This is a genomic window from Paenibacillus tengchongensis (assembly GCF_008973665.1).
Taxonomy (GTDB): domain Bacteria; phylum Bacillota; class Bacilli; order Paenibacillales; family Paenibacillaceae; genus Paenibacillus_AQ; species Paenibacillus_AQ tengchongensis.
Genome location: NZ_WACP01000012.1, coordinates 153,257 through 176,222, shown reverse-complemented (window position 1 = coordinate 176,222; position 22,966 = coordinate 153,257). Strand labels below are relative to the sequence as shown.

The following is a 22,966-nucleotide window of genomic DNA, read 5'->3' as shown; positions in this document are numbered from 1 at the left end:
TTATGGGATGAGATCCCCGCAAAGTCAACAGAAGATACCCGATGTCAACAGGCTCCACTATAAAGGCCAAAAAGCGCTGTTCTATAATCAGGATACAAGGAGGAGACAGCCGATGCATTTTAAACCGAAGCAATTCTTACGCAACATTCCGCTGCATTTGATGATTCTGCCGGCGCTTGTGCTGGTCATTATTTTCAGCTATATCCCGATGGCGGGCCTCATTATTGCCTTTCAGGATTTCTCCCCGATCGCGGGGTTTAAGCAGATGAACTGGTCGGGCCTGGAGAACTTTCATTATTTATTCGATATTCCCGGCTTCAAGCAGGTCGTATGGAACACCGTATTTATCTCAGTCATGAAAATCATTGCCGGACTGACCGTGCCGGTCATCGCCGCATTGCTCTTGAACGAGGTGCGGGTGGGCGGGTTTAAGCGGACGATTCAGACGGTTATCTATATGCCGCATTTTTTCTCCTGGGTCATCCTGGCCGGAATTATTGTCGACGTATTGTCGCCAAGCAGCGGCCTCGTCAACATGGTGCTTAAAGCGTTCGGCATGCAGCCGATCCAGTTCCTCGCCGAGAACAGCTGGTTCCCTTACGTGCTGGTCATTACCGACCAATGGAAGGAATTCGGCTTCGGGACGATCATTTATCTGGCCGCACTGACCAGCATCGACACATCACTCTATGAAGCCGCTGTCATCGACGGCGCGGGCCGCTGGAAGCAGACCTGGCATATTACGCTGCCCGGTATCCGGCCGATTATGATTCTGATGCTGACCCTCAGTCTCGGCAATGTACTGAACGGCGGATTTGACCAGGTCTTCAACCTGTACAACCCGCTGGTCTATGAATCCGGCGACATTCTGGATACGATGATTTACCGCATCGGCATGCAGGACGCCCAGTATTCGGTATCCACCGCGCTCGGGCTCATTAAATCCGTGGTATCCTTCGTATTCATCGGCCTCGGTTATTATCTGGCGTACCGTTTCGCTAAATACCGGATTTTCTAGAGAAAGGACTGGACTGTATGCATCATATGACGACGGCTTACCGCTGGTTTCAGCGCTTGAATTATGTGTTCCTGACTGTGCTTGCCCTGCTGTGCCTGTTCCCGATTGTCAATATTCTGGCCATCTCCTTCAGCTCCAGCGAGGCGGTGGAAGCCGGTAGAGTCACACTCTGGCCGGTGGAATTCACCTTATCCTCTTACCGCTACATGCTGGACAATAACCTGTTCCTCGGTTCCTTCGCCACCAGCGGCCTGCGCGTTGTGCTCGGGGTTACGGTTAACCTGATCTTTACGGTGCTGGTGGCGTACCCGCTGTCGAAGGAAGCGGTAACCTTCCGTTCCCGGACGGTGTACGCCTGGATTTTCGTGTTCACCATGCTGTTCAGCGGCGGCCTCATTCCCGGCTATCTGGTGGTCAAGGAAGCGGGCCTGCTCGACAGTATCTGGGCGCTGGTACTGCCGGGGGCGGTGCCGATCTTTAACGTGCTGCTGATGCTCAATTTCTTCCGGGGGTTGCCGAAGGAACTGGAAGAAGCCGCCTGGATGGACGGAGCCGGACATTTGCGTACGCTGTGGAGTGTATATCTGCCGGTCTCTTTGCCCAGCATCGCCACGGTCACCCTGTTCTCGCTGGTCGGCCACTGGAACGCCTGGTTTGACGGCATGATTTATATGCGCAGTCCCGAGCATTATCCGCTGGCGACTTATCTGCAATCCATGCTGCAGCGGGCCAACGTATCGAATGATATGGTGACGCTGGAGCAGGCGGCGCTGCTAAGCCAGATTTCCGACCGGACGACGCAGGCGTCGCAGATCTTTTTGTCCATTGTGCCGATTCTGGCGATCTATCCTTTTCTGCAGCGATATTTCGTGCATGGGCTGGTCGTCGGCAGCGTCAAGGGTTAAACTGGTATGGCTACCCCATCCTGACTCCAAGAGGTTGTTGACCCGATGAAAATGTTATGGCCCCGCTGGAATCCGAATTCGATTGTGGTCAAGCTGATCGGCGCGTTCCTGCTGGTCATGCTTCCGCTGTGTGCCCTGAGCATTTCTACTACCTACTACAGCTCCAACCAAATGCAGGCGGAGGTGGAGCGCGCCAATGAGTCCAAGCTGCATTTCTACTACAGTCATCTGGAATTTGAGCTGCGCCGTATGACTGCACTGGTGACGGAATATTCGCTGGACGAAGCGTTCTCCACCTTCAGCACACGTATTCCAATAATGACGCAGTACGAGGTGGATTCAAATCTCAATACGATCTACGGAAAGCTGAAGCAGATCAAAGAGACCAGCCCCTACATCGGGGATGTGGTCTACTATGTTCCGCAGATCGGCAAAAAGGTCAGCGCCGCAGACGGCATCACCGGCGACCCGGAGCTGGAATGGCGCTCTCTCCTGGCCACGATGGGCAATCTGAACGGCGCGCTTTCCAAGTATGGCGGCGGGCTGTATCTGCTGCGCAGTAATCCGTTTAATCTGGACAGCAATGTGCCGCCTAATTTTCTGCTGGGCGTGAAGTTGTCTACGGATGAATTGAAGAAGCGGCTGAAGGAATTTGCGGCCTCGGGCGGAAACGCCATAACACTGGCCTTCGGAACGGGTAACGAATATGTGCTGTCCTCCTCCGAGCAGCTGCCGGAGCTGCTTCCGGCCGGGAAGCCGCAGCCCGGGGAGGATACTGTCAGCATCGAACGCTTCCGGACCGCCGACTCGGCCTATTATTCGCTGTACGACCATGTGAACAATTTCCGGCTGACCACGAACATTTCCAACACGGTGCTGATGAAGCCGATTCAAGTTTACAAAATGCTGCTGTGGCTGCTGAGCGCAGTGTCGGTGGTGACGGTCATCCTGTTCTCCTTCTGGACGTACCGGACCATTCACCGGCCGATGTCGATTCTGATCCGCGGCTTCAAGAAAGCCGAGCAGGGGCAGACCGGCTTGTCCATTACTCATTCCCGGCGGGATGAGTTCGGGTATCTGTATTCCCGGTTCAATGAGATGCTGAAGCACTTACACACGCTCATCGAAGAGAATTACGTTCAGCGTATCCGCACGGGCGAGGCGGAGCTCAAACATTTGCAATCGCAGATCACGCCTCATTTCCTGTACAACAGCCTCTTTACCATCAAGCAAATGGCCGAGGTGGAGAACACGGAGCTGATCAAGGAATTCTCCGACGAGCTTGGCGGGCTTTGTGTAAGGGTTATCATACCGGCGACGGGAGGTGTGCCCGGATGCAGCGAATGATGATCGTTGACGATGAGCCGATCATACTGGACGGGCTTTATGAATATTTTGTCAAAGCGGAGCTTCCGGAACTGGAAATTATCAAGGTGCACTCTGCGGCGTATGCCATCGAGTGGCTGAATACGGTCAAAATCGATATTGTGCTTAGCGATATTTGTATGCCCGGCATGGACGGAATGCAGCTCATCCAGGAAATTGTCGACCGCTGGCCGCGCTGCAAGGTGATTCTCCTGACCGGCCATGATGAGTTTAATTACGCCCATCAGGCGATCCGCAACCCTTGTGTGGTGGATTATCTGCTCAAGACCGAGGGGATGGAGAGCATCCGAACTGCCGTCATGCGGACGCTGGAGCAGATTGCGGCCGAAGAAGAGGAATTCTACCGGACACAGTGGCTGCGCGATAAGCTGCCCCGCGCACTGCCCCATCTCCAGCAGCAGTCGCTGCTGGAGCTTCTGCGGGGACCGGAGCGGAGCGACCGGAAGCAGCTGCAGGAAGAGTTCGATGCGATCCGGCTGCCGTTCCGTGCTGACCGGCAGGTGCTGCCGGTGCTGCTGCGCATCGAGACCTGGCGCAGTGCCGAGACGGGCTCCGACCGCGGTCTGCTCCGCTATGCAGCGGCGAACATCGCCGAGGAGCTGCTGGGCGACAAGGCTGTGGTGAAGGCCATCGCTCTGGACACGGGCACGATTGTGTGCCTGGTCCAGCTGCAGGCCGCAGAGCCGGCGTTCAGCGCAGCGGCCGAGGAGGAGCAGTGGGCCCGGACGCTGCGGTTCGTGCACGGGACGCTGGAATCGATCCAGCAGTCCTGCGGGAAGTTCCTGCAGCTGTCCGTGTCGGTCTTCGCCAGTGAGCATACGCTGGCCTGGCAGGAGCTGGGGCCGGGCATCAACCGGCTGCGGCTTGCCGTGCACGAGAGCCCCGGGCTCGGGATGGAGAAGCTGCTGAAGCTGGATCTGCGCGAAAGCGCCGCCCCTCCGGCGCAGCTGCAGGACCGCTATGCCGCTTCGGACCTGCTGCTGGAGCAGCTGAAGCAGGGCCTGCAATCCGGCGCCGGCGACTGGGGAGGCGCTTTCCGCAAATGGGCCCGTGCCGCCGGTGAAGGCGGCCCGGAGGACCCTTTTCACCGGCAAAGGCTGCTGTCGGCGATCAGCGCCAGCCTGATCCAGACGCTGCAGGAGCTGGGCCTGCTGGAGGCGGCGCGAACAGAGACCGATTTGTCGCGGATGCTGTATTTTACAGTCCAGTCGCCCTGGCCGGAGATTGTGTCTTATTACCATTCCGCTTTTGCCTGGATCGTCTCCAGACGCAGCGCCGCCTCCAGGCATGATGAGTCGCGCATCCTGCAGGTGATCCACCAATATATCAAGACCCATCTGGCTGATGACCTGTCGCTCACCCGGATTGCCCGGGAGGTATCGCTGAATCCGTCATATTTATCGCGCTGGTACAAGCGGATGACGGGCAAGGGGATTTCGGATTACATTCTGGAGAAGAAGGTGGAGCTGAGCAAGGAGCTCTTACTCGGAACGGCGCTGAAAATGCATGAAATCTCCGCCCAGCTCGGCTTCAGCGACCAGCATTATTTCTTCCGCTTCTTCAAGAAGACTGCCGGCTGCACACCGCAGGAATTCCGTGAACAGCGCAGAATGGCGGGGCAGCCGAATGCCTGAGCAAGCAAAAGACCTCAAATGCCGCATGCGGCTTTTGGGGTCTTTTTGATACAACAGATGTTAGAGGGGGAATTCCCTCTAGTATGGGTGTTATGGCCCGGACGCATGCGCTTCGGTCACCCTCTAGAACACTGGGATAGGCTTATTTTGATTTAGAGGCATTTTCTGCCTCTAATCTTCGCCTAAAGTCTATTTTCAGCAGGTTAGTGGCGTTTTCTTCCTCTAATTCAGTGGATTTTAGCCAAATGGGCCGTTTGCGAGAAATTAGAGGTAGGTTTTTCCTTTATTTTCCTGAGTCCGAGTGACAACCAAAATTAGAGGCAATTTTTGCTCCTAATTTGCAACCATTCCTTCGGCACATGCCTATTCTAAAAAATATAGGACCAAGCCCCGTTTCGGTGCCTGGTCCTATACCTTTCCATAAATTATTTGCCAAGCTGCTGATCAACTTCGCGCACCGGATTCTCACTCTTATGCGCTTCGATCGACTTGCCGCTCATGAACCAGCCGATCAGGGCGATCAGAACCAGTACGATGTAGAAGCTGGCCTTCCAGCCGGTGCTGTGGGCGAAATCTTCGGCGATAACCCCCAGCGACGGATGCGCCAGGGTTATGACGGTCAGTTTGACGCCGACCCAGCCGACGATGAAGAATGCGGCAATCTCCAGGCCCGGGCGGGAATGCAGGAGCTTAACGAAGAACGAAGCGGCGAACCGCATAATGATAAGTCCAATGAATCCGCCGGCAAAAATAACGAGGAACTGCCCGCCGTCCAGACCGCCGATATGTCCCATGCCGCTTGGCGGCAGTGCCACAGCCAATGCGACAGCAGCCAGAATAGAGTCTACCGCAAAGGCGATGTCGGCCACTTCCACCTTCAGTACAGTAAGCCAGAAGCCGCCCTTCTTGGGCTCGACTGCAGCCGCTGTGCCGCTTTCGTTCGCTTCTTCCGTAACGGGCTTCTTAAACAGCAGCTTGCGGAATATGTGATTGCCCGCTATAAACAGCAGATAAACCGCTCCGATGGCTTGTACCTGCCAGATATCGACGAGATAAGAGATGATAAACAGTGAACCAAAGCGGAATACAAAAGCACCCGCCAGTCCGTAAAAGAGCGCCTTCTTGCGCTCCGCCTCCGGCAAATGCTTGACCATAATCGCCAGCACCAGCGCGTTGTCGGCGGCCAGCAGTCCTTCCAGAGCCACCAGGACGAGCAGCACCCATCCATACTCCAATAATAATCCCCAATCCATGACCAGCTTCCCCTCTTTCGGATATCAATATAATTTCGGACCACCTTAGCGTGAACCGAAGTCAATAAAAAAGACCTTTACCAAACAGACCAACCTCTTACAGAGGCTAACCTGATTGGTAAAGGTCTCGCTAACAATGGAACATTGCCAATAAAGCCGGAGAGGATCAGCTCTCGTACTGACGACTTTATTTACATACAAGCAGGCGCGATGGTAACCGGTGGCCCCGCTTATATTACATGCAGAAATACAAATTCTCCTTCTCTTCCAAGAAGGATGATCTCTGCCTGGCAGCTACTCCCCTTTACGGGATATGATGATTGGATAAATCTAAAAAGTATCATATATGAGCCGAAAGCTAATGTCAATGCCTGTGAGAACAAATATCAATGGATAAATGACCGATAATGGAAACGGAACCATGATATATAAAGGTTAGATAAGATAACATCTCTTGTGGCGATACTGCAAACATAAGGAAATTCAGGGCTTTTTAAGCTGCTGTGTAATTGACGGTGCCGATATTTAAAAATATGATGAAACTAATTCAAGCGGTCAAGCGAGGTTGTTGTTAAGTAAAATAACATAAACCTCCAGTGCCTGCAGATACTCGCCGTTAAGGATCATGAAGAGCTTCCGAAGTGAGTTTTGCCCGAAGCAAAAGCCACGGAAGCATCGCCAAGCAAAACAAAGTGTAGGCTTCCGAAGCGAGTTTTGTTGCGAAGCGAAAACACAGAAGTAAGGCTCCACAAAACTTTCAGGAGGTGGGAACATGCAGCCGACGTGTCTATCAGATGAAGCGGAGGGGGAACTCAGCCGCCATCCTTGCTACAGCGAGGAAGCTCACCGGTTTTATGCCAGGATGCACATCCCGGTTGCTCCCGCCTGCAACATTCAGTGCAACTACTGCAACCGCAAGTTCGACTGTGTCAATGAGAGCAGGCCGGGTGTAGTCAGTGAGGTGCTGACGCCGCAGCAGGCGGAACGTAAGGTCAAGGGAGTTGCCGCACAGCTTATGCAGCTGTCGGTCGTCGGCATCGCCGGTCCGGGCGATCCGCTCGCCAACCCGGAGGAGACCTTCGATACGTTCGCCAGGGTGAAGCAGCATGTCCCGGATGTGGCGTTGTGCCTCAGCACCAATGGCCTCACGCTGTACCGGCATGTGGATGAAATTGTGGAGCTGGGCATCCGTCATGTGACGATTACCATCAACGCGATTGATCCGGATGTCGGGGCCGCAATTTATCCCTGGGTATTCGACGAGGGGGTCCGGTATGAAGGAAGAGAAGCTGCGGAGCTGCTGATCAGCAGGCAGCTGAAAGGGCTGGAAATGCTGGCGCAGCTGGGAATTCTGGTCAAAGTCAATTCCATTATGATTCCGGGGGTCAACGATCATCATTTGCCGGCTGTGTCCCAAAGAGTAAAAGAGCTCGGGGCCACGCTGCACAACGTCACACCGCTGATAATCGCGCCGGGAAGCCAGTATGAACAGGATGGGCGCAAAGCGCCCCGTCCGAAAGAGCTCCACAACCTGCAGGAACTGATCGGCCGGGATGGCATGAAAGTGATGCGCCACTGCCGCCAGTGCCGGGCCGACGCCATCGGGCTGCTCGGCCAGGACCGCAACCGGGATTTTCCGCTGGAAGCGATGGAGGCCGATCCCGTCGTCAATCAGGAGGCGAGGGCTTTGTTCCAGAACGACCTCGACGCCAAGCTGCGCGAGCGGCTAAGTGCGAAGCAGGCCCGGCTTAACGGACTGCAAGCCGGAACGCCGAAGACCCGGCTGGCTGTTGCCACCAGAGGCGGCGACAAGGTCAACCAGCATTTCGGCCATGCGACGGAATTTCTGATTTACGATACCGACGGTACCGGGGTTGAACTGATCGGTGTCCGCAAGATTCAAGCCTACTGCCACGGCACTGCCGATTGCAACGGCGATAAAGCCGTCACCCTGCAGGAAATTATCTCTATTCTCAGTGATTGCCGCATTCTTCTCTGCTCGGGCATCGGGGAAGCTCCCCGGGCCAGTCTGAACAAAGCCGGAGTATTGCCGCTTGTCCGTAAGGGCGATATCCGCGAGGCGATTCTCGAAAGTGTGAAGTACAGCTCTTATTTTGGAAATATCAACATATCGAAGGGATGATGAAACATGAGACAAATAGCTTTCTACGGTAAAGGCGGTATCGGTAAATCCACCACTTCGCAAAACACCCTGGCTCAGCTGGCCACCAAGTTCGGCCAACGCATTATGATCGTCGGCTGCGACCCCAAGGCAGACTCTACGCGGCTCATCCTGAACACCAAGGCCCAGCAGACTGTGCTTCATCTGGCAGCGGAGCTTGGCTCCGTCGAGGATCTGGAGCTCGATGATGTGCTGCAGACCGGCTTTGGCGATATCATCAACGTCGAATGTGGCGGACCGGAGCCTGGCGTAGGCTGCGCCGGACGCGGCATTATTACTGCCATTAACTTTCTGGAGCAGGAAGGAGCCTACACGGATCTGGATTTCGTATCCTATGACGTTCTCGGCGACGTAGTTTGTGGCGGATTCGCCATGCCGATCCGTGAGAACAAGGCACAGGAGATTTACATCGTCTGTTCGGGTGAAATGATGGCGATGTATGCCGCCAACAACATTGCCCGCGGGATTCTGAAGTACGCCAACAGCGGCGGCGTCCGCCTCGGCGGCCTGATCTGCAACAGCCGTAACACCGACCGTGAGGATGAGCTGATCACCGAGCTGGCCCGCCGCCTGAATACGCAAATGATTCATTTTGTACCCCGGAATAATGTTGTACAGCATGCCGAACTGCGCCGAATGACGGTTGCCCAGTACAATCCGGAGCATCCTCAGGCCAAAGAGTATGAGATTCTTGCCGAGAAGATCCTCAATAACAAGATGCTGACTATTCCGACCCCGATCTCCATGGAAGAGCTGGAAGAGCTGCTGATGGAATTCGGCGTTATTGAAGACGAAGAAGCGGCAATCAAGAAGCTGCAGGCTTCCGGACAATAAACGGCCGCATAGATCCGGTAAAGCTGGAGTGGAGAGACGAGAGCTTTACCGGAAGGCCGCCGGAGGGTCAATGAATGACACGCAGGAGCCATCAGGCAGCCTGCATCTTGAAAAGGAGGGTCAACATGGGACTGGATATCGAGTCGAGTAAAAAAATAGTAGAAGAAATGCTGGAAGCCTATCCCCAAAAGGCGCGCAAGGACCGCCAAAAGCATTATCAGGTCAATACCGAGGACTCCAAGACCTGCGGTACCTGCGCGCTGAAGTCCAATATCAAATCCCGTCCGGGCGTCATGACGCCGCGCGGCTGCTCTTATGCCGGTTCCAAAGGGGTAGTCTGGGGACCGATCAAGGATATGGTCCATATCAGCCACGGCCCTATCGGCTGCGGACAGTACAGCTGGGGTACGCGCCGGAACTATGCCAACGGCACACTGGGCATCGATAACTTTACCGCGATGCAGGTAACGAGCGATTTTCAGGAGACGGATATTGTCTTCGGCGGTGACAAAAAGCTGGAAGTGATTATGCGAGAGATAACGGAAATGTTCCCGCTGGCCAAGGGCATATCGGTGCAGTCGGAGTGTCCGGTCGGCCTGATCGGCGACGATATTGAAGCGGTATCGAAGAAGATGGCCAAAGAGCTCGATATGCCGATTGTCCCGGTACGCTGTGAAGGCTTCCGCGGGGTCAGCCAGTCGCTCGGCCACCATATCGCCAACGATGCAATCCGCGATTTCGTGATGGGGCGCGCCGAGCTGGCGGAAACCGGCCCTTACGACGTAAATATTATCGGTGATTACAATATCGGCGGCGATGCCTGGGCCTCGCGTATCCTGCTGGAGGAAATGGGCCTGCGCGTCATTGCCCAGTGGTCCGGAGACGGAACCTTGAATGAGCTGGAAATTGCCCATAAGGCGAAGCTGAACCTGATCCACTGCCACCGTTCCATGAACTACATGGTCGACCATATGGAGAAGGCCTATGGGATCCCGTGGATGGAGTACAACTTCTTCGGCCCGACGAAGACCTATGAGAGCCTGCGGGCCATCGCCGCGCTTTTTGATGAAACCATCCAGGAAAACTGCGAGAAGCTGATTGCCAAATACAAGCCGCAGATGGATGCGGTGATCGCTAAATACAAACCCCGTCTGGAGAATAAAAAAGTGCTGCTGATGATCGGCGGCCTGCGCTCCCGTCATACGGTAGGCGCCTACGAGGATCTGGGCATGGACATCGTGGCTTCCGGGTATGAATTTGCCCATAAGGACGATTACGAACGGACCTTCCCGATGATGCAGGAGGGCTCGATCATTATGGACGATCCGACAGCCTATGAGCTGGAAGAGCTGGCCCAGAAATTGAACGTCGACCTGGTAGGATCCGGCGTGAAAGAGAAGTATGTGTACCACAAGATGGGCGTTCCGTTCCGCCAGATGCATTCATGGGATTACAGCGGGCCGTATCACGGCTTCGACGGTTTCAAGATTTTTGCCAAGGATATGGATATGACGGTGAACAGCCCGGTGTGGAATCTGATTCCGAAGAAGGCCAAAGTGCAGAAAGAGGGGGCGAGCATATGAGCAAGGACAGACTGGAGGCTCCGGATTATAATTCGCTGTTCTCGGAAGAACGCTTTGTGCAGCAACGGGAGAACAAGAAACAATTCGAAGCGCCCTGCAGCGCGCAGGAAACCGCCGAGGCGCTCGCCTACTCCAAATCCGCAGAGTATATGGCCAAGAATTTCGACCGCAAAGCTGTGGTCATCAATCCGCATAAAGCCTGCCAGCCGCTGGGCTCCATTATGGCCGCCCTCGGCTTTGAGAAGACCCTGCCGTTCGTGCACGGCTCACAGGGCTGCAACTCTTACTTCCGCAGCCATCTGAGCCGTCACTTCAAAGAGCCGACGCCGGCGGTCTCCTCTTCGATGACCGAGGATGCGGCGGTATTCGGCGGGATGAGCAATCTGATCGACGGTCTGGAGAATGCCGTAGCGCTGTATAAACCGGAGATGGTCGCCATCTGTACGACCTGCATGGCCGAGGTTATCGGCGACGACCTTTCGGCATTCATCGGTAATGCGCGGCAAAAGGGTGTCGTGTCCGAGGATTTCCCGGTTGCCTATTGCAACACGCCGAGCTTCGTCGGCTCCCATACGACCGGCTACGATGCCATGATGAAAGGTATCTTGAGTTATCTGTATGACCGTTCCGGCATCCAGGCGGCCCCTGGCAGCGGTGAAGAGACCGGCGAGAAGCTGAATGTGCTGCTCGGATTTGAGCCTTACACCGGAAACTTTGCGGAGATCCGCAAGATCCTGGACGCTTTTGATACAAAGTATACCTTCCTTGGCGATCACAGCGGCAACTACGATTCTCCGGCTACCGGTGAATATGAGTATTACTACGGCGGCACCAAGCTGGCGGATGTACCGCTGGCGGCCAATGCGCTGGCAACACTGTCGCTGCAGAAGTACACGCTGAAGAAGACGCAGGATTACATCGGCCAGACCTGGAAGCAGCCGGTTCAGGCGTTGTCGACGCCACTCGGGATTACCGGAACCGACCGGCTGCTGGAAGCGATCAGCGAGCTGACGGGCCTGCCGGTTCCAGCGTCCTTGACCGAAGAACGGGGCCGGGTAGTGGATGCCCTCACCGACAGCCATCCGTACATTCACGGCAAACGGGTAGCGCTGGTGGGAGATCCCGACCTGCTGATTGGTCTGATCGGCTTTTGTCTCGAAACCGGCATGGAGCCGGTGCATATCGTCTGCTCGAATGGTGATGTCGATTTCAATGATGTGAAATTCAAGAACGAAGCCGAAGCACTGCTGGCTGCGAGTCCCTATGGCTCGGAAGCGAAACTGTACATCGGCAATGACCTGTGGCATATGCGTTCCCTGCTCCTGAATGATCCGGTGGATTTGGCCATCGGCAGCTCGCATCTCAAATTTGCCGCCAAGGATGCGGATGTTCCGCTGGTGCGGGTCGGCTTCCCGATCTTCGACCGTCATCACATGCACCGCTATCCGATTCTCGGCTACCAGGGCGCCCTGAATCTGCTGACGCTGATCGTGAACACGGTGCTGGATGAGCTGGACCGCAACAACTCCGGCTTTAACTATGACCTGGTGCGTTAGGTAGAAGAATCTTTTATATATGCCTAAAGAAAATGTGATCCCGGCCAGTGATGAAATTTACTGTAATTTTCTGCAATTTCACTTTAAACTTAATAACATCAATTCAAATAAATGTAAGTAAAAATGCCCGGCGTACCTGGCTCCGCAATTCGCCTGATTCCACAGGTGGGCTCGGGGGCCAGGCAGGCCGGGATTGTTGCAATCCCCTGCCATTATCATTTCATTACATGCTAGCGGGCATGCGATGAGCATCCACCTTATGGGAAGGAGATGAGAAGCTGATGGAACCTGTGCGCAAAGAAGAATTGGATTCTGAGGCTTGCGGAAGCCATGCTCCCAAAGTCAAGGCTTGCCCGCGCCCCAAACCGGGCGAAGCAGCCGGAGGCTGCTCCTTCGACGGAGCCCAGATCACCCTGTTGCCGATCATGGACGCCGCCCATCTGGTCCATGGTCCGATTGCCTGTGCCGGAAACAGCTGGGAAAGCAGAGGTACGCTCACCAGCGGCCCCGCACTCTCGCAATATGGCTTTGCCACGGATTTGAACGATTCCGACATTATTTTCGGCGGGGAAAAGAAGCTGAGAGAGAGCATCGACTATATTGCCGGGCGCTTTGCGCCGCCGGCAATATTTGTATATGCAACCTGTGTGACGGCCCTCATCGGCGAAGACATGGATGCCGTGTGCAAGGAGGCGGCGGAACGGATCGGTGTGCCGGTCATTCCCGTGAACAGCCCGGGTTTTGTCGGCAGCAAGAATCTCGGCAACCGGCTGGCCGGCGACGCTCTGCTGCAGTATGTAGTCGGTACGGGTGAACCGGAGCCGGATGCGCCTCTCGGTGTAAATCTTATCGGCGAGTACAACATTGCCGGCGAGATGTGGGATATCGAGCAGCTGATGACCAGCGCGGGGATACCGGTAACTTCCCGGATTACGGGGGATGCCCGGTACCGGGAGCTCACCTGGGCACACCGCGCCAAGGTGAATATGGTCGTTTGCAGCCGGGCTCTGCTGGGCTTGGCCAAGCAGATGGAGTCCAGATACGGAATCCCGTATTTTGAAGGCTCCTTCTACGGGGCCAAGGAGACGACCTATTCACTGCGGCAGATGGCTTATCTCATGAACGACCGGGACATGGAGCGGAGGGTGGACCGCTTGACGGAACGCGAGGAAAGCCGTCTTATCCAGGAACTACGGCCTTACCGCAAAGTGCTGAAGGGCAAAAAGGCGGTGCTCTATACCGGAGGCGTCAAGAGCTGGTCGGTGATCTCTGCCCTGAAGGAGCTGGGGGTGCAGGTTGTCGGAGTAGGCACCAACAAGAGCACAGAGGATGATGTGCGCAGGATCGCCGACCGGGTCGGCGACGATACCGAGTATATCCCTGAAGGCGGCGCCGGCCGGATTCTCAAGACGGTGCGCGAACGCAAGGCCGATATTATGATCGCCGGCGGACGCAATATGTATGTGGCGATGAAGGAGCAGATTCCCTTCATTGATATTAATCAGGAGCGGCATAAGGCGTACGCCGGCTACGAGGGTCTGCTGCGGCTGGCCAAGGAGTTGACCTATTCGCTGGCCAATCCGATCTGGAAGCTGGCCTCCGCTCCGGCCCCCTGGGACAAGGAGGGTGCGTATGACCGTTAACCGCAGGCCCAAGCCTGCAGCGATTAATCCGATCAAGATCGGCCAGTCGCTCGGCGCCGTGCTGGCGCTGCAGGGCTGTTACCGGGCGATGCCGCTGATTCACGGCGCGCAGGGCTGCTCCGCTTTTCCGAAGGCGCTGCTCACGCGGCATTTCCGTGAGCCTATTGCCGTTCAGACCTCGGCGCTGCAGGAGATGGACGTTATCTTCGACGCCAACCGCAACCTGGAGGAGGCGCTGAATGTCGTGCTGAGCAAGCACCGTCCGGACATCATCGGGATCATCGGCACAGAGCTGACCGATGTCGCAGGTGTGGATTACCAGACGATGCTCAAGTCCTATAAACGGGAGCGCAATATGCGCGGCGGGCTGGCCTTCTCGGTGGTGCTGCCCGACTTCCGCGGTTCGCTGGAGTCCGGCTACAGCAGCACGGTAGAGGCCATGCTGGACGAGATGATCCAGCAGGTGGGGCACCGGGGCGCAAGAACGGTGAACACCCGGCAGATTACGCTGCTGCCCGGTTCGTTTCTGACGCCTGCAGATGTCATGGAGCTGAAAGAAATCATCTCCTCCTTCGGCTTCGAGGTCATCGCGCTGCCGGACACCTCCACCTCGCTGTCGGGGCATCTGCTGACCGGCTTCTCGCCGCTCACCCGCGGCGGTGTACCGCTGGATTCGATGCTGCAGAGTCTGCAGTCCGGCCTGACCATCGCCGTCGGAGCCAGCATGGAACGCCCGGCGCGGCGGCTGCATAATGCGCTTGGCACGCCGTATAAGGTCTTCAGCCGCGCGATGGGTCTTAAGGCCACCGATGAGCTGCTGCATTTTCTGCATCAGATCAGCGGTGAACCGGTGCCGGTGCGTTACTGCTGGCAACGGGAGAATCTGCTGGACGGCATGCTGGACGCCCACTTCCAGTTCGCCGGAATGTCGGCGGTAGCTGCGCTGGAGCCGGATCATCTGGTAGCTGTCTCGGGCTGGCTGGAAGAGCTTGGGGTGGAGCAGAAGGCGCTTATCGCTTCCTTCGAGACGCCACTGGTTGCCGGGCTGGAGCGCGAGGTGTGGGTCGGTGACCTGGATGATGCAGAGGTGCTGGGCAAAGGAAGCGATTTGTGGATCAGCAATTCGCACGGGATAAACGGAGCGGAAAGGATCGGTGCCGCATTTATGCCCGCGGGCTTTCCGGTATGGAACGAACTGGGCGCCTATATGTCCGTCTCGGTTGGTTACAGAGGCGCTATGGAATGGACGAACAAAGCGGGGAATTTGATCATGCGGAGGGAGGCGGGACACCGTGAAGGTAGCATTCGCCACAGATGACGGCACGCGGGTCAATGCCCATTTCGGGCAGGCTCCGGTATTCGCCGTATACAATGTAAGCAAACAGGGCGGCGAGCTGCTGGAAATGCGCCGCATTCCGGCGGTGCTGAGCCAGGATGAAGCCGGCAAGATCGACAGCCGGATCGATGCAGTCGAGGATTGTACGCTGATCTTCATTATGCAGATTGGCGCATCGGCGGCTGCACGGGTGACGCGCCGCAAGATTATGCCAGTAAAGGTGCCGGTGGGCAGCCCCATCGACGACCAGGTGAAGCGTCTGGTGGAGATGCTGCAGGGCAAGCCGCCGATGTGGCTGGCCAAGGTGCTGCGTGCGGAAGAAGAGCAGGGCGAAAGGGGCGAATCCGATGGAACCGATGGTTGAAGGCAGCTCTGCAATGGAGCTGCAGGGCGCGCCAGCGGCGGGGGCGGCTGCGGGCAAGCGGCCGAAACGCAGGGAGCCGAAGCCGCTCAATGAAGAACTGGCCCGGGCGTTTATGCGCCGGCTGTGTCTTCTGCTGGACGCCGAGGATCACTTCGGCCGGTATGCGGCTCTCTCTCCGCAGGAGAAGGTCGCCCGGCAATTCCTGGCTTCCGAGGGTGACCGCAGCAGCTCCGATTTCAACTGCTCCGTCTCGCCGAAGGTGCGCCACCAGGTGCCGCTGGTCTTTCAGGCTGCCGCCGGCGTCATTGAAGAGAAGAGCGGCGCGATGATGGAAAGTACGGCGGAGATTAATCATGAAGGGTTTGGCCGGGGGCTGGTGTACACCGGCCGGGTGATTCTTTTGCTTAAGAGTCTGCGCGCGGGCTTCCCGTTCCCGTTTATCGCAGAGGAGAAGCTGCTGCGGTACGGTGTGGAATGCATAGAAGAAGGGCTCGTCTTTCTGCACAACTACAAGGATGCAACAGCCCTCCACGGATTGCTGAGCCTGGAGGGGTAGAACCCATAATATACAGGCACAGGAGGAGACGGGAATGGAACAGCTGGCCGAAGGTTTGGAACTGCAGCGGTATGCCCGGCAGCTGAAGCTGCTTGGCGAGAGCGGACAACGCGCGCTGGCGGAGGCCACCGTAATGGTGGCCGGTGTCGGCGGGCTCGGCGGTACGGCGGCGCTGTATTTGGCAGCCGCCGGCGTGGGCCGGCTGATTCTGGCGCATGAGGGAATCATTGTACCGCCGGATCTCAACCGGCAAATCCTGATGGACCATGAGCATCTCGGGATGGAGCGGATCAGCACGGCCGCCGCGCATCTGAAACGGCTGAACCCGCATGTCGAGATTGAGGGCTATAATGCCAGAATTGAAGCGGATACAGCCAGGCCATGGGTGGAGCGCGCCGATATTGTCATCGACGCGCGTTATGATTTTCCGGAGCGCTATGCCCTGAACCGGCTGTGTGTCGCTACCGGAACGCCGATGGTCGAGGCAGCCATGTACGGTTTCGAAATATCACTGACGACGGTGATCCCCGGTGAAACGCCTTGTCTGGAATGCCTGTATCCCGATAAGTCACCGGAGTGGGAACCGCTCGGTTTTCCAGTTTTGGGTGCTACCTCCGGTATTGCGGGTTGTCTGGCAGCATTGGAAGCCGTAAAATGGATTACAAGGGTAGGGACAACTTATGCGGGCGTAATGCACCGTTTCAGCTCACTCGACTTCGCCTGTTACAGCGTTGGGCTTACCCGTAATCCGAATTGCGCTTGCTGCGGAGAAGGAGGTACACCGTGAACAGTCTTAAGCTATGCGACACGACGCTCAGAGATGGCGAACAGGCGGCTGGTGTTTCATTCACGAGGGCGGAAAAGCTGGAAATCGCAAAGTTGCTGTCGGAGTGCGGGGTAGATCAGGCGGAAATAGGGATCCCTGCCATGGGAAAGCGAGAGCAGGAGGACATCGCGGCCATTGCTGAACTGGGGCTTCCGATGAAGCTGATGACCTGGAACCGGTCGGTCACCGGCGATATTGATAAGGCACGGAGCACCGGGGTGAACTGGAGCCATGTCTCCCTTCCGGTATCGCTGATTCAGTTGCACGGCAAGCTGGGGCTGACGCCGGCGGAAGGGCTGCAGAAGCTGCAGCGCACCGCCGAATACGGCCTGCGGCTCGGGATGACGGTGTCGGTCGGGATGGAGGATTCCTCCAGAGCGGAGATGGGATATCTTGTAGAAGTCGTGAACACCTTGTACCGTGAAGGCGTGCGGAGGTTCCGTTATGCCGACACGGTATCGGCGCATCATCCGGGGCAGATGTCCGCACGGGTGGCGGAACTGCTCGGTGCCGTTCCGGACGATGTGGAGTTGGAGGTGCATTGCCACAACGATTTTGGCCTGGCCTGCGCCAATACGCTGAGCGGCATCGCCGCAGGTGCCTTGTGGGCCAGCACAACGGTTGCAGGTATCGGCGAGCGCACCGGCAACGCAGCGATGGAGGAAGTGGTGATGGCCTGGCGGCATCTGTACGGCGGCCGCAGCGCAGTCAAGCCGGAGCTGCTGCAGGGATTGGCCGACACGGTCATCGCGGCCTCCGGGCGCAGCGTCGGTGACGCCAAGCCGATTGTCGGGTCATTGGCGTTTACGCATGAGTCCGGCATCCATGTGGACGGATTAATGAAGGAGCAGATGACCTATCAGACCTTTAATCCGGCGGAGGTGGGCCGGGCGCACCATTTTGTGCTCGGCAAGCATTCCGGCAGCGGAGCGGTGGTCCATGCGCTGCAGCAGCGCGGGTTGACCGTTACCGCCGAGACGGCGGTGCGGCTGCTGGAGCGCGTGCGGGAATATGCCGAGGCCTACAAAGGGCCGGTGCCGGAGGTCATGCTGGTGCAGTGGCTGATGGAGGATCAGCAGCGGGCCCAGCATGTGGTGTAAAGGGCCTGGTGCAAGGCGCCGGGGACAGGCTGTTCGGGATTGGCTGTTAATGGGAGAAGGTGAATAGGTTCATCTTGTTCATCCTATTGCGGATACATTGAACTGTGAAGAAGAGAGCAAGCGGCGGAGCGCCTTGAACAAAGGCGCTCCGCCGCTTGTTTTATTTTGGGGTGCGATGCACCCTGCAGGTTCAAGGGGAGATATCTGCCACCGTCACCTTAATTTATGGTGCCATCCTGAGAGATTGCTATAAACCATAGCTTGATGTGCTTTAGCGAAGAGATCCTTTTTCCTGCCCATTGTGATACTGCGAAGTTAAGCAGGCCAATTATATGCGAAAAATCGAATACAATACGCTGGTGCCAAGGGGAACGGACCAATTGTATGCGAAAAATCGAATACAATGCGCTGGCGCTAGGGGAAACGTGCCAATTGTATGCGAAAAATCGAATACAATGCGCTGGTGCCAAGGGAAACAGGCCAATTATATGCGAAAAATCGAATAAAATGTGCTGGCGCCAGGGGGAACGTGCCAATTGTATGCGAAAAATCGAATACAATGCGCTGGCGCCAAGGGAAACAGGCCAATTATATGCGAAAAATCGAATACAATACGCTGGTGCCAAGGGGAACGGACCAATTGCGGTGCGACCCCCTAATTCCGGAGTCCTCCGTATAAAATCGACTCTAGCCTGTCTTCTAAACTCATGACCCATTCCAAAAATTTGACCGGCGGCATTCTGCGAAGGCTCGTATGCATTCTGCGGTTGTTGTAGAAATCCATGTAACGGTCTACGGCCTCATAGGCATCTTCGAACGTTGCGAATTCTTCCTTGCCGAACAGATCTCTCTCTAAGTTGCTGTGGAACGATTCAATAAAAGCATTTAGATCCGGCGTTCGCGGCGGAATCCGTTCGTGTGTTACCGATGAGCCTTCACACATGTCTCCGAATAGGTGGCTTACGAACTGTGGTCCATTGTCGGTCCTTATCACTAGGCGTTCGCTAGGATTCGTGCAGTAATGGTCCATGGCTCTCCAAAGCGTCTGACAGGCATGCTTCGCCTCGCACGACGATCCTCTGTAGTAGCCAACGATGACACGGGTAAATACATCGATAATACTCAGTACGAAGAAATGCCTGTCGCAACCCGCGATATATCCATATTTAATGTCCATCTGCCAGAGCTGGTTAGGTCCTGTAATGACCCGGTTCTCTGGCAGTTTCCGCGGATGCTTGAAGCGCTTCTGACGCTGTGGCTGTAGGATATCCAGCGCCTTACACAGCCGGTAGCTCTTCTTATGATTCAGCTTCAACCTGTACTGGTTCCACAAGCATTCCGCAAGCAGTTTATAACCATACACGTGCTCTTCTCCAGAGACCAGTTCCAGCAGCCATTCCTGGATTTGCTCGTCGCTAATCTTCTCCCCAGACTCCGTAAGGGAGTACCCGGAACGGGTCTCCCGCGCCCGCCTTGAGCCGCCTGTGGGGACTGGTACATGCGCTTCATGCGGTCATAGCAAGTGGACTCCGACAGCCCCATAATACGCAGTACAAGGACTGCTGAATTCCCCTGCTTAATGAACATCTCGGCTATCTTGAATTTTTCGGATAAGCAGGGGTCGGCTTTTTTAGCAGCTCACGTAGAATCTCGATCTCCAGATCCTTTTCTCCCAACATTTTGACGGCCTTCTCGTATTTCTGCTCGACCTCAAGAAGCCGCTTCAGCTCTTCAGCCTGCTCCTGGGGATAGGGATGATCTTGTTCACCATGCTGTTCCCGGTAATCTCTCACCCATTGGTTCACCGTACCCGGGGTAACGCCATATTTTCTGGCAACAACGGCTGCCTTAATGCCGGACAAGACCTCTTGTGCAGCCTTCTCTCTCTGTTCGGACATTTTTCCCATTAAGCACATCCTCCTCCATATACTAAGTCTACATTTTGGGGGAGGACTCCAACTTAATTAGGGGGCTGTGGAGTAATGTGCTGCAGCGCGGGTAACCGGTCCAATTGTATTCGAAAAATCGAATACAATGTGCTGCAGCGCGGGTAACCTGCCCAATTGTATTCGAAAAATCGAATACAATGTGCTGTTGCGCGGGTGAATGGTCCAATTGTATGCGAAAAATCGAATACAATGTGCTGCAGCGCGGGTAACCTGCCCAATTGTATTCGAAAAATCGAATACAATGTGCTGCAGCGCGGGTAACCTGCCCAATTGTATTCGAAAAATCGAATACAATGTGCTGTTGCGCGGGTGAATGGTCCAATTGTATTCGAAAAATCGAATACAATGTGCTGTTGCGCGGGTGAATGGTCCAATTGTATTCGAAAAATCGAATACAATGTGCTGCAGCGCGGGTAACCTGCCCAATTGTATTCGAAAAATCGAATACAATGTGCTGTTGCGCGGGTGAATGGTCCAATTGTATTCGAAAAATCGAATACAATGTGCTGGCGCTAGGGGAGACGTGCCAATTGTATTCGAAAAATCGAATACAATGTGCTGTTGCGCGGGTGAATGGTCCAATTGTATTCGAAAAATCGAATACAATGTGCTGGCGCTAGGGGAAACGTGCCAATTGTATGCGAAAAATCGAATACAATACGCTGGCGCCAAGGGAAACGTGCCAATTGTATGCGAAAAATTGAATACAATACGCTGGTGCTAGGAGAAACGTGCCAATTGTATGCGAAAAATCGAATACAATACGCTGGTGCCAAGGGAAACGGACCGATTGTATACGAAAAATCGAATACAAATTCTTAGATATGCGCAGGACCTGACAGAGTAATATATAAATCCAGGACTTGACCATCCCATACTTATTTGTCCTTAGAGCACAAGTACAAAGCCTGCAGTCCAGCGGCCCTTTGTTATTCATTTCCTGCTGTCTGGTTAAGATATATGCATACCTGACTATAGCACTGAATGAAGCGGAGGGAGCGGCAGTGAACCCGAAATGGTGGAAAGAATGCGTCGTGTATCAGATATATCCCATCAGCTTTATGGACAGCAACGGGGACGGGATCGGCGATTTGCGCGGGATTTTGTCGAAGCTTGATTACTTGCAGAATCTAGGTGTGGATGTGATCTGGGTCTGCCCGATTTATAAATCGCCGAACCATGACAACGGCTATGACATCAGCGATTATTGCGACATTATGAAGGAATTCGGTACGATGGACGATTTTGACCTCCTGCTGCGGGAGATGCATGCGCGCGGCATGAAGCTGATGATGGACCTGGTGCTGAACCATACCTCGCATGAACACCCGTGGTTTGTGGAGTCCCGGAGCTCGAAGGACAATCCGAAGCGGGATTATTATATTTGGCGCAAAGGCAAAAACGGCGGGCCGCCGAACAACTGGGAATCCTATTTCAGCGGCTCAGTGTGGGAGCATGACCCCCAGACGGACGAGTATTATCTGCATCTGTATTCCAAATATCAGCCCGATCTGAACTGGGACAATCCGGTAGTGATCGACAAGCTGCACGACATGGTGCAGTGGTGGCTGAAGAAAGGGATCGATGGCTTCCGCTTCGACGCAGTGGCCCATCTGGTCAAAAAAGAAGGCTACCCCGATGCCGACAATCCCGGCGGAACAGCTACCGTGCGTGCTTACGACATGTTCTCGAATCTGGATCATGTACACACGCTGCTGCAAAATCTTTACGACAAAGTGCTCTATTTTTATGACATCATGACCGTCGGAGAGACCTCGGGCCTCGGGCCGGAGCAGGCGCTCAATTATGTCGGGGACGGGCGGCGGGAGCTGAATATGACCTTCCAGTTCGAGCATATGAATCTCGATGCGGCTTCGCCGGGCAGCGGCAGATGGGATGTGGTACCCTGGAGCCTGCTGGAGCTGAAACGGATTATTACCGGGTGGCAGACCGTGCTGCATAACCGGGGCTGGAACGCGAATTATCTCTGCAACCACGACCAGCCGCGCTCGGTGTCCCGTTTCGGCGACGACCTGTACTACCGGGTCCCTTCGGCCAAAATGCTGGCGACCTTCGTCCACATGCTGGAAGGCACTCCTTATATCTATCAGGGTGAGGAGCTCGGCATGACCAACGTGGCGTTTGAGTCGATCGACGATTACCGGGACGTGGAGACGCTCAATTACTATGAGGAGAAGCGCAACCAGGGCGTGCCTGAAGCCGACATTATGAAGGCAATCCATCTCAAAAGCCGGGACAATGCGCGTACCCCCATGCAGTGGGATGACAGCGACCAGGGCGGGTTCACCACCGGCACGCCGTGGATCCGCGTGAACGCCAATTCCCAGGAGATCAATGCCGCAAATGCGCTGAAGGACCCGGATTCGATCTTCCATTACTATAAGAAGCTGATTGAGCTCCGCAAAAAGCATAAGGTCATCGTCTACGGCGAATATGCCCTGCATCTCGAAGAGCACCCGGAAATTTACGTGTACAGCCGGACGCTGGAGGAGGAGCGGCTGCTGGTGATCCTGAATTTTTTTAAGGGTGAGCCGGTCTTTGAGCTGCCCGGGGAGTTTGTACAGGAGAAGCTGGAGCTTCTGATTTCCAACTATGCGCCGGTCAAAGGGGAGAATCTGCAGGAGCTGAAGCTGAGGCCCTTTGAAGCCCGGGTCTACCTGCAGCGCCGGAAATAACATCAGCGAAGAGTTGCCGTGCCGTGGGAACTGTGGCGAATTGGCAACTCTTCTTTAGGTTTCGCCGAAAAAGCGTTACAATGTCGATAACTTGCTGACGCTACACCCATACATAGAGAGAGTTAAAGGCGGCCTTAATACCGCC

17 protein-coding genes and 1 pseudogene are annotated in these 22,966 nt (G+C 55.5%); 15 read left to right on the top strand and 3 right to left on the bottom strand.

Going from position 1 to position 22,966, the window contains the following annotated elements; genetic code table 11:
- The first annotated feature begins 112 nt into the window (after positions 1-112).
- From F1381_RS20025 to F1381_RS20010, 4 genes are read left to right on the top strand one after another with little or no spacing between them, the layout of a single operon-like run.
- Positions 113-1,018 (top strand): ABC transporter permease, encoded by a 906-nt coding sequence (locus F1381_RS20025; RefSeq protein WP_150269579.1) that lies wholly within the window; start codon positions 113-115, stop codon positions 1,016-1,018.
- 17 nt (positions 1,019-1,035) lie between these two features.
- Positions 1,036-1,923, top strand: coding sequence for a carbohydrate ABC transporter permease (locus tag F1381_RS20020; protein ID WP_151736614.1), 888 nt, complete (start codon positions 1,036-1,038; stop codon positions 1,921-1,923).
- A 45-nt stretch (positions 1,924-1,968) separates the two neighbouring features.
- Positions 1,969-3,270, top strand: a complete 1,302-nt coding sequence (locus F1381_RS20015; protein WP_151736613.1) for a sensor histidine kinase — start codon at positions 1,969-1,971, stop codon at positions 3,268-3,270.
- The gene (locus tag F1381_RS20010) at positions 3,258-4,943 is read left to right on the top strand and encodes a response regulator transcription factor (protein WP_151736612.1); all 1,686 of its coding nucleotides are present in this window, start codon (positions 3,258-3,260) and stop codon (positions 4,941-4,943) included. Before F1381_RS20015 ends, F1381_RS20010 begins: the two co-directional genes overlap by 13 nt.
- Positions 4,944-5,368: 425 nt before the next feature.
- Here F1381_RS20010 and F1381_RS20005 read toward each other — a convergent pair whose 3' ends face one another.
- The gene (locus F1381_RS20005) at positions 5,369-6,196 is read right to left on the bottom strand and encodes a TerC family protein (protein WP_151736611.1); all 828 of its coding nucleotides are present in this window, start codon (positions 6,194-6,196) and stop codon (positions 5,369-5,371) included.
- Between the two features lie 772 nt (positions 6,197-6,968).
- On the opposite strand from F1381_RS20005, the gene nifB reads away from it, so the two are divergent.
- From nifB to F1381_RS19955, 10 genes are all read left to right on the top strand, one after another.
- Complete coding sequence (gene nifB, locus F1381_RS20000; protein ID WP_151736610.1) at positions 6,969-8,339, top strand: nitrogenase cofactor biosynthesis protein NifB; 1,371 nt, start codon at positions 6,969-6,971, stop codon at positions 8,337-8,339.
- Between the two features lie 6 nt (positions 8,340-8,345).
- Positions 8,346-9,212 carry a nitrogenase iron protein gene (nifH, locus tag F1381_RS19995; RefSeq protein WP_151736609.1) on the top strand — a complete coding sequence of 289 codons (867 nt, stop codon included), beginning with the start codon at positions 8,346-8,348 and terminating at the stop codon, positions 9,210-9,212.
- Positions 9,213-9,337: 125 nt separating this feature from the next.
- Positions 9,338-10,795 carry a nitrogenase molybdenum-iron protein alpha chain gene (nifD, locus tag F1381_RS19990; protein WP_151736608.1) on the top strand — a complete coding sequence of 486 codons (1,458 nt, stop codon included), beginning with the start codon at positions 9,338-9,340 and terminating at the stop codon, positions 10,793-10,795.
- Complete coding sequence (gene nifK, locus F1381_RS19985) at positions 10,792-12,351, top strand: nitrogenase molybdenum-iron protein subunit beta (RefSeq protein WP_151736607.1); 1,560 nt, start codon at positions 10,792-10,794, stop codon at positions 12,349-12,351. The genes nifD and nifK overlap by 4 nt, the downstream gene beginning before the upstream one ends.
- A 281-nt stretch (positions 12,352-12,632) precedes the next feature.
- Positions 12,633-13,994 (top strand): nitrogenase iron-molybdenum cofactor biosynthesis protein NifE, encoded by a 1,362-nt coding sequence (gene nifE / locus F1381_RS19980; protein WP_151736606.1) that lies wholly within the window; start codon positions 12,633-12,635, stop codon positions 13,992-13,994.
- Positions 13,984-15,312 carry a nitrogenase iron-molybdenum cofactor biosynthesis protein NifN gene (gene nifN, locus F1381_RS19975; RefSeq protein ID WP_151736605.1) on the top strand — a complete coding sequence of 443 codons (1,329 nt, stop codon included), beginning with the start codon at positions 13,984-13,986 and terminating at the stop codon, positions 15,310-15,312. Before nifE ends, nifN begins: the two co-directional genes overlap by 11 nt.
- Complete coding sequence (nifX, locus tag F1381_RS19970; protein WP_151736604.1) at positions 15,287-15,694, top strand: nitrogen fixation protein NifX; 408 nt, start codon at positions 15,287-15,289, stop codon at positions 15,692-15,694. Before nifN ends, nifX begins: the two co-directional genes overlap by 26 nt.
- Positions 15,678-16,250 carry a DUF269 domain-containing protein gene (locus tag F1381_RS19965; protein ID WP_151736603.1) on the top strand — a complete coding sequence of 191 codons (573 nt, stop codon included), beginning with the start codon at positions 15,678-15,680 and terminating at the stop codon, positions 16,248-16,250. Before nifX ends, F1381_RS19965 begins: the two co-directional genes overlap by 17 nt.
- 34 nt (positions 16,251-16,284) lie before the next feature.
- On the top strand, positions 16,285-17,037 hold the full coding sequence (locus F1381_RS19960) for a HesA/MoeB/ThiF family protein (RefSeq protein ID WP_151736602.1): 753 nt from the start codon (positions 16,285-16,287) through the stop codon (positions 17,035-17,037).
- Entirely contained in the window at positions 17,034-18,176 is a 1,143-nt protein-coding gene (locus F1381_RS19955) for a homocitrate synthase/isopropylmalate synthase family protein (RefSeq protein WP_151736601.1), read from the top strand. The genes F1381_RS19960 and F1381_RS19955 overlap by 4 nt, the downstream gene beginning before the upstream one ends.
- Positions 18,177-18,831: 655 nt before the next feature.
- On the opposite strand, the pseudogene F1381_RS19950 reads toward F1381_RS19955, so the two are convergent.
- Positions 18,832-19,620 (bottom strand): annotated as a pseudogene (locus F1381_RS19950) (IS3 family transposase); the annotation flags it as partial.
- Positions 19,621-19,768: 148 nt separating this feature from the next.
- Positions 19,769-20,083 (bottom strand): helix-turn-helix domain-containing protein, encoded by a 315-nt coding sequence (locus F1381_RS19945; protein ID WP_187355468.1) that lies wholly within the window; start codon positions 20,081-20,083, stop codon positions 19,769-19,771.
- Positions 20,084-21,129: 1,046 nt separating this feature from the next.
- Here F1381_RS19945 and F1381_RS19940 point away from each other — a divergent pair.
- Positions 21,130-22,821: a glycoside hydrolase family 13 protein gene (locus F1381_RS19940; RefSeq protein WP_151736598.1), complete on the top strand. Its 1,692-nt coding sequence runs from the start codon at positions 21,130-21,132 to the stop codon at positions 22,819-22,821.
- The last annotated feature ends 145 nt before the right edge of the window (positions 22,822-22,966 follow it).

What these genes read in the sequence shown, in the direction of transcription:
- nifH (WP_151736609.1), top strand. Translation starts at nt 8,346, where the DNA reads ATGAGACAAATAGCTTTCTACGGTAAAGGCGGTATCGGTAAATCCACC.
- F1381_RS20005 (WP_151736611.1), bottom strand. Translation starts at nt 6,196, where the DNA reads ATGGATTGGGGATTATTATTGGAGTATGGATGGGTGCTGCTCGTCCTG.
- F1381_RS19960 (WP_151736602.1), top strand. Translation starts at nt 16,285, where the DNA reads ATGGAACAGCTGGCCGAAGGTTTGGAACTGCAGCGGTATGCCCGGCAG.
- F1381_RS19965 (WP_151736603.1), top strand. Translation starts at nt 15,678, where the DNA reads ATGGAACCGATGGTTGAAGGCAGCTCTGCAATGGAGCTGCAGGGCGCG.
- F1381_RS20025 (WP_150269579.1), top strand. Translation starts at nt 113, where the DNA reads ATGCATTTTAAACCGAAGCAATTCTTACGCAACATTCCGCTGCATTTG.
- F1381_RS20010 (WP_151736612.1), top strand. Translation starts at nt 3,258, where the DNA reads ATGCAGCGAATGATGATCGTTGACGATGAGCCGATCATACTGGACGGG.
- nifD (WP_151736608.1), top strand. Translation starts at nt 9,338, where the DNA reads ATGGGACTGGATATCGAGTCGAGTAAAAAAATAGTAGAAGAAATGCTG.
- nifE (WP_151736606.1), top strand. Translation starts at nt 12,633, where the DNA reads ATGGAACCTGTGCGCAAAGAAGAATTGGATTCTGAGGCTTGCGGAAGC.
- nifB (WP_151736610.1), top strand. Translation starts at nt 6,969, where the DNA reads ATGCAGCCGACGTGTCTATCAGATGAAGCGGAGGGGGAACTCAGCCGC.
- nifK (WP_151736607.1), top strand. Translation starts at nt 10,792, where the DNA reads ATGAGCAAGGACAGACTGGAGGCTCCGGATTATAATTCGCTGTTCTCG.
- F1381_RS19945 (WP_187355468.1), bottom strand. Translation starts at nt 20,083, where the DNA reads ATGGGAAAAATGTCCGAACAGAGAGAGAAGGCTGCACAAGAGGTCTTG.
- F1381_RS20015 (WP_151736613.1), top strand. Translation starts at nt 1,969, where the DNA reads ATGAAAATGTTATGGCCCCGCTGGAATCCGAATTCGATTGTGGTCAAG.
- F1381_RS20020 (WP_151736614.1), top strand. Translation starts at nt 1,036, where the DNA reads ATGCATCATATGACGACGGCTTACCGCTGGTTTCAGCGCTTGAATTAT.
- nifN (WP_151736605.1), top strand. Translation starts at nt 13,984, where the DNA reads ATGACCGTTAACCGCAGGCCCAAGCCTGCAGCGATTAATCCGATCAAG.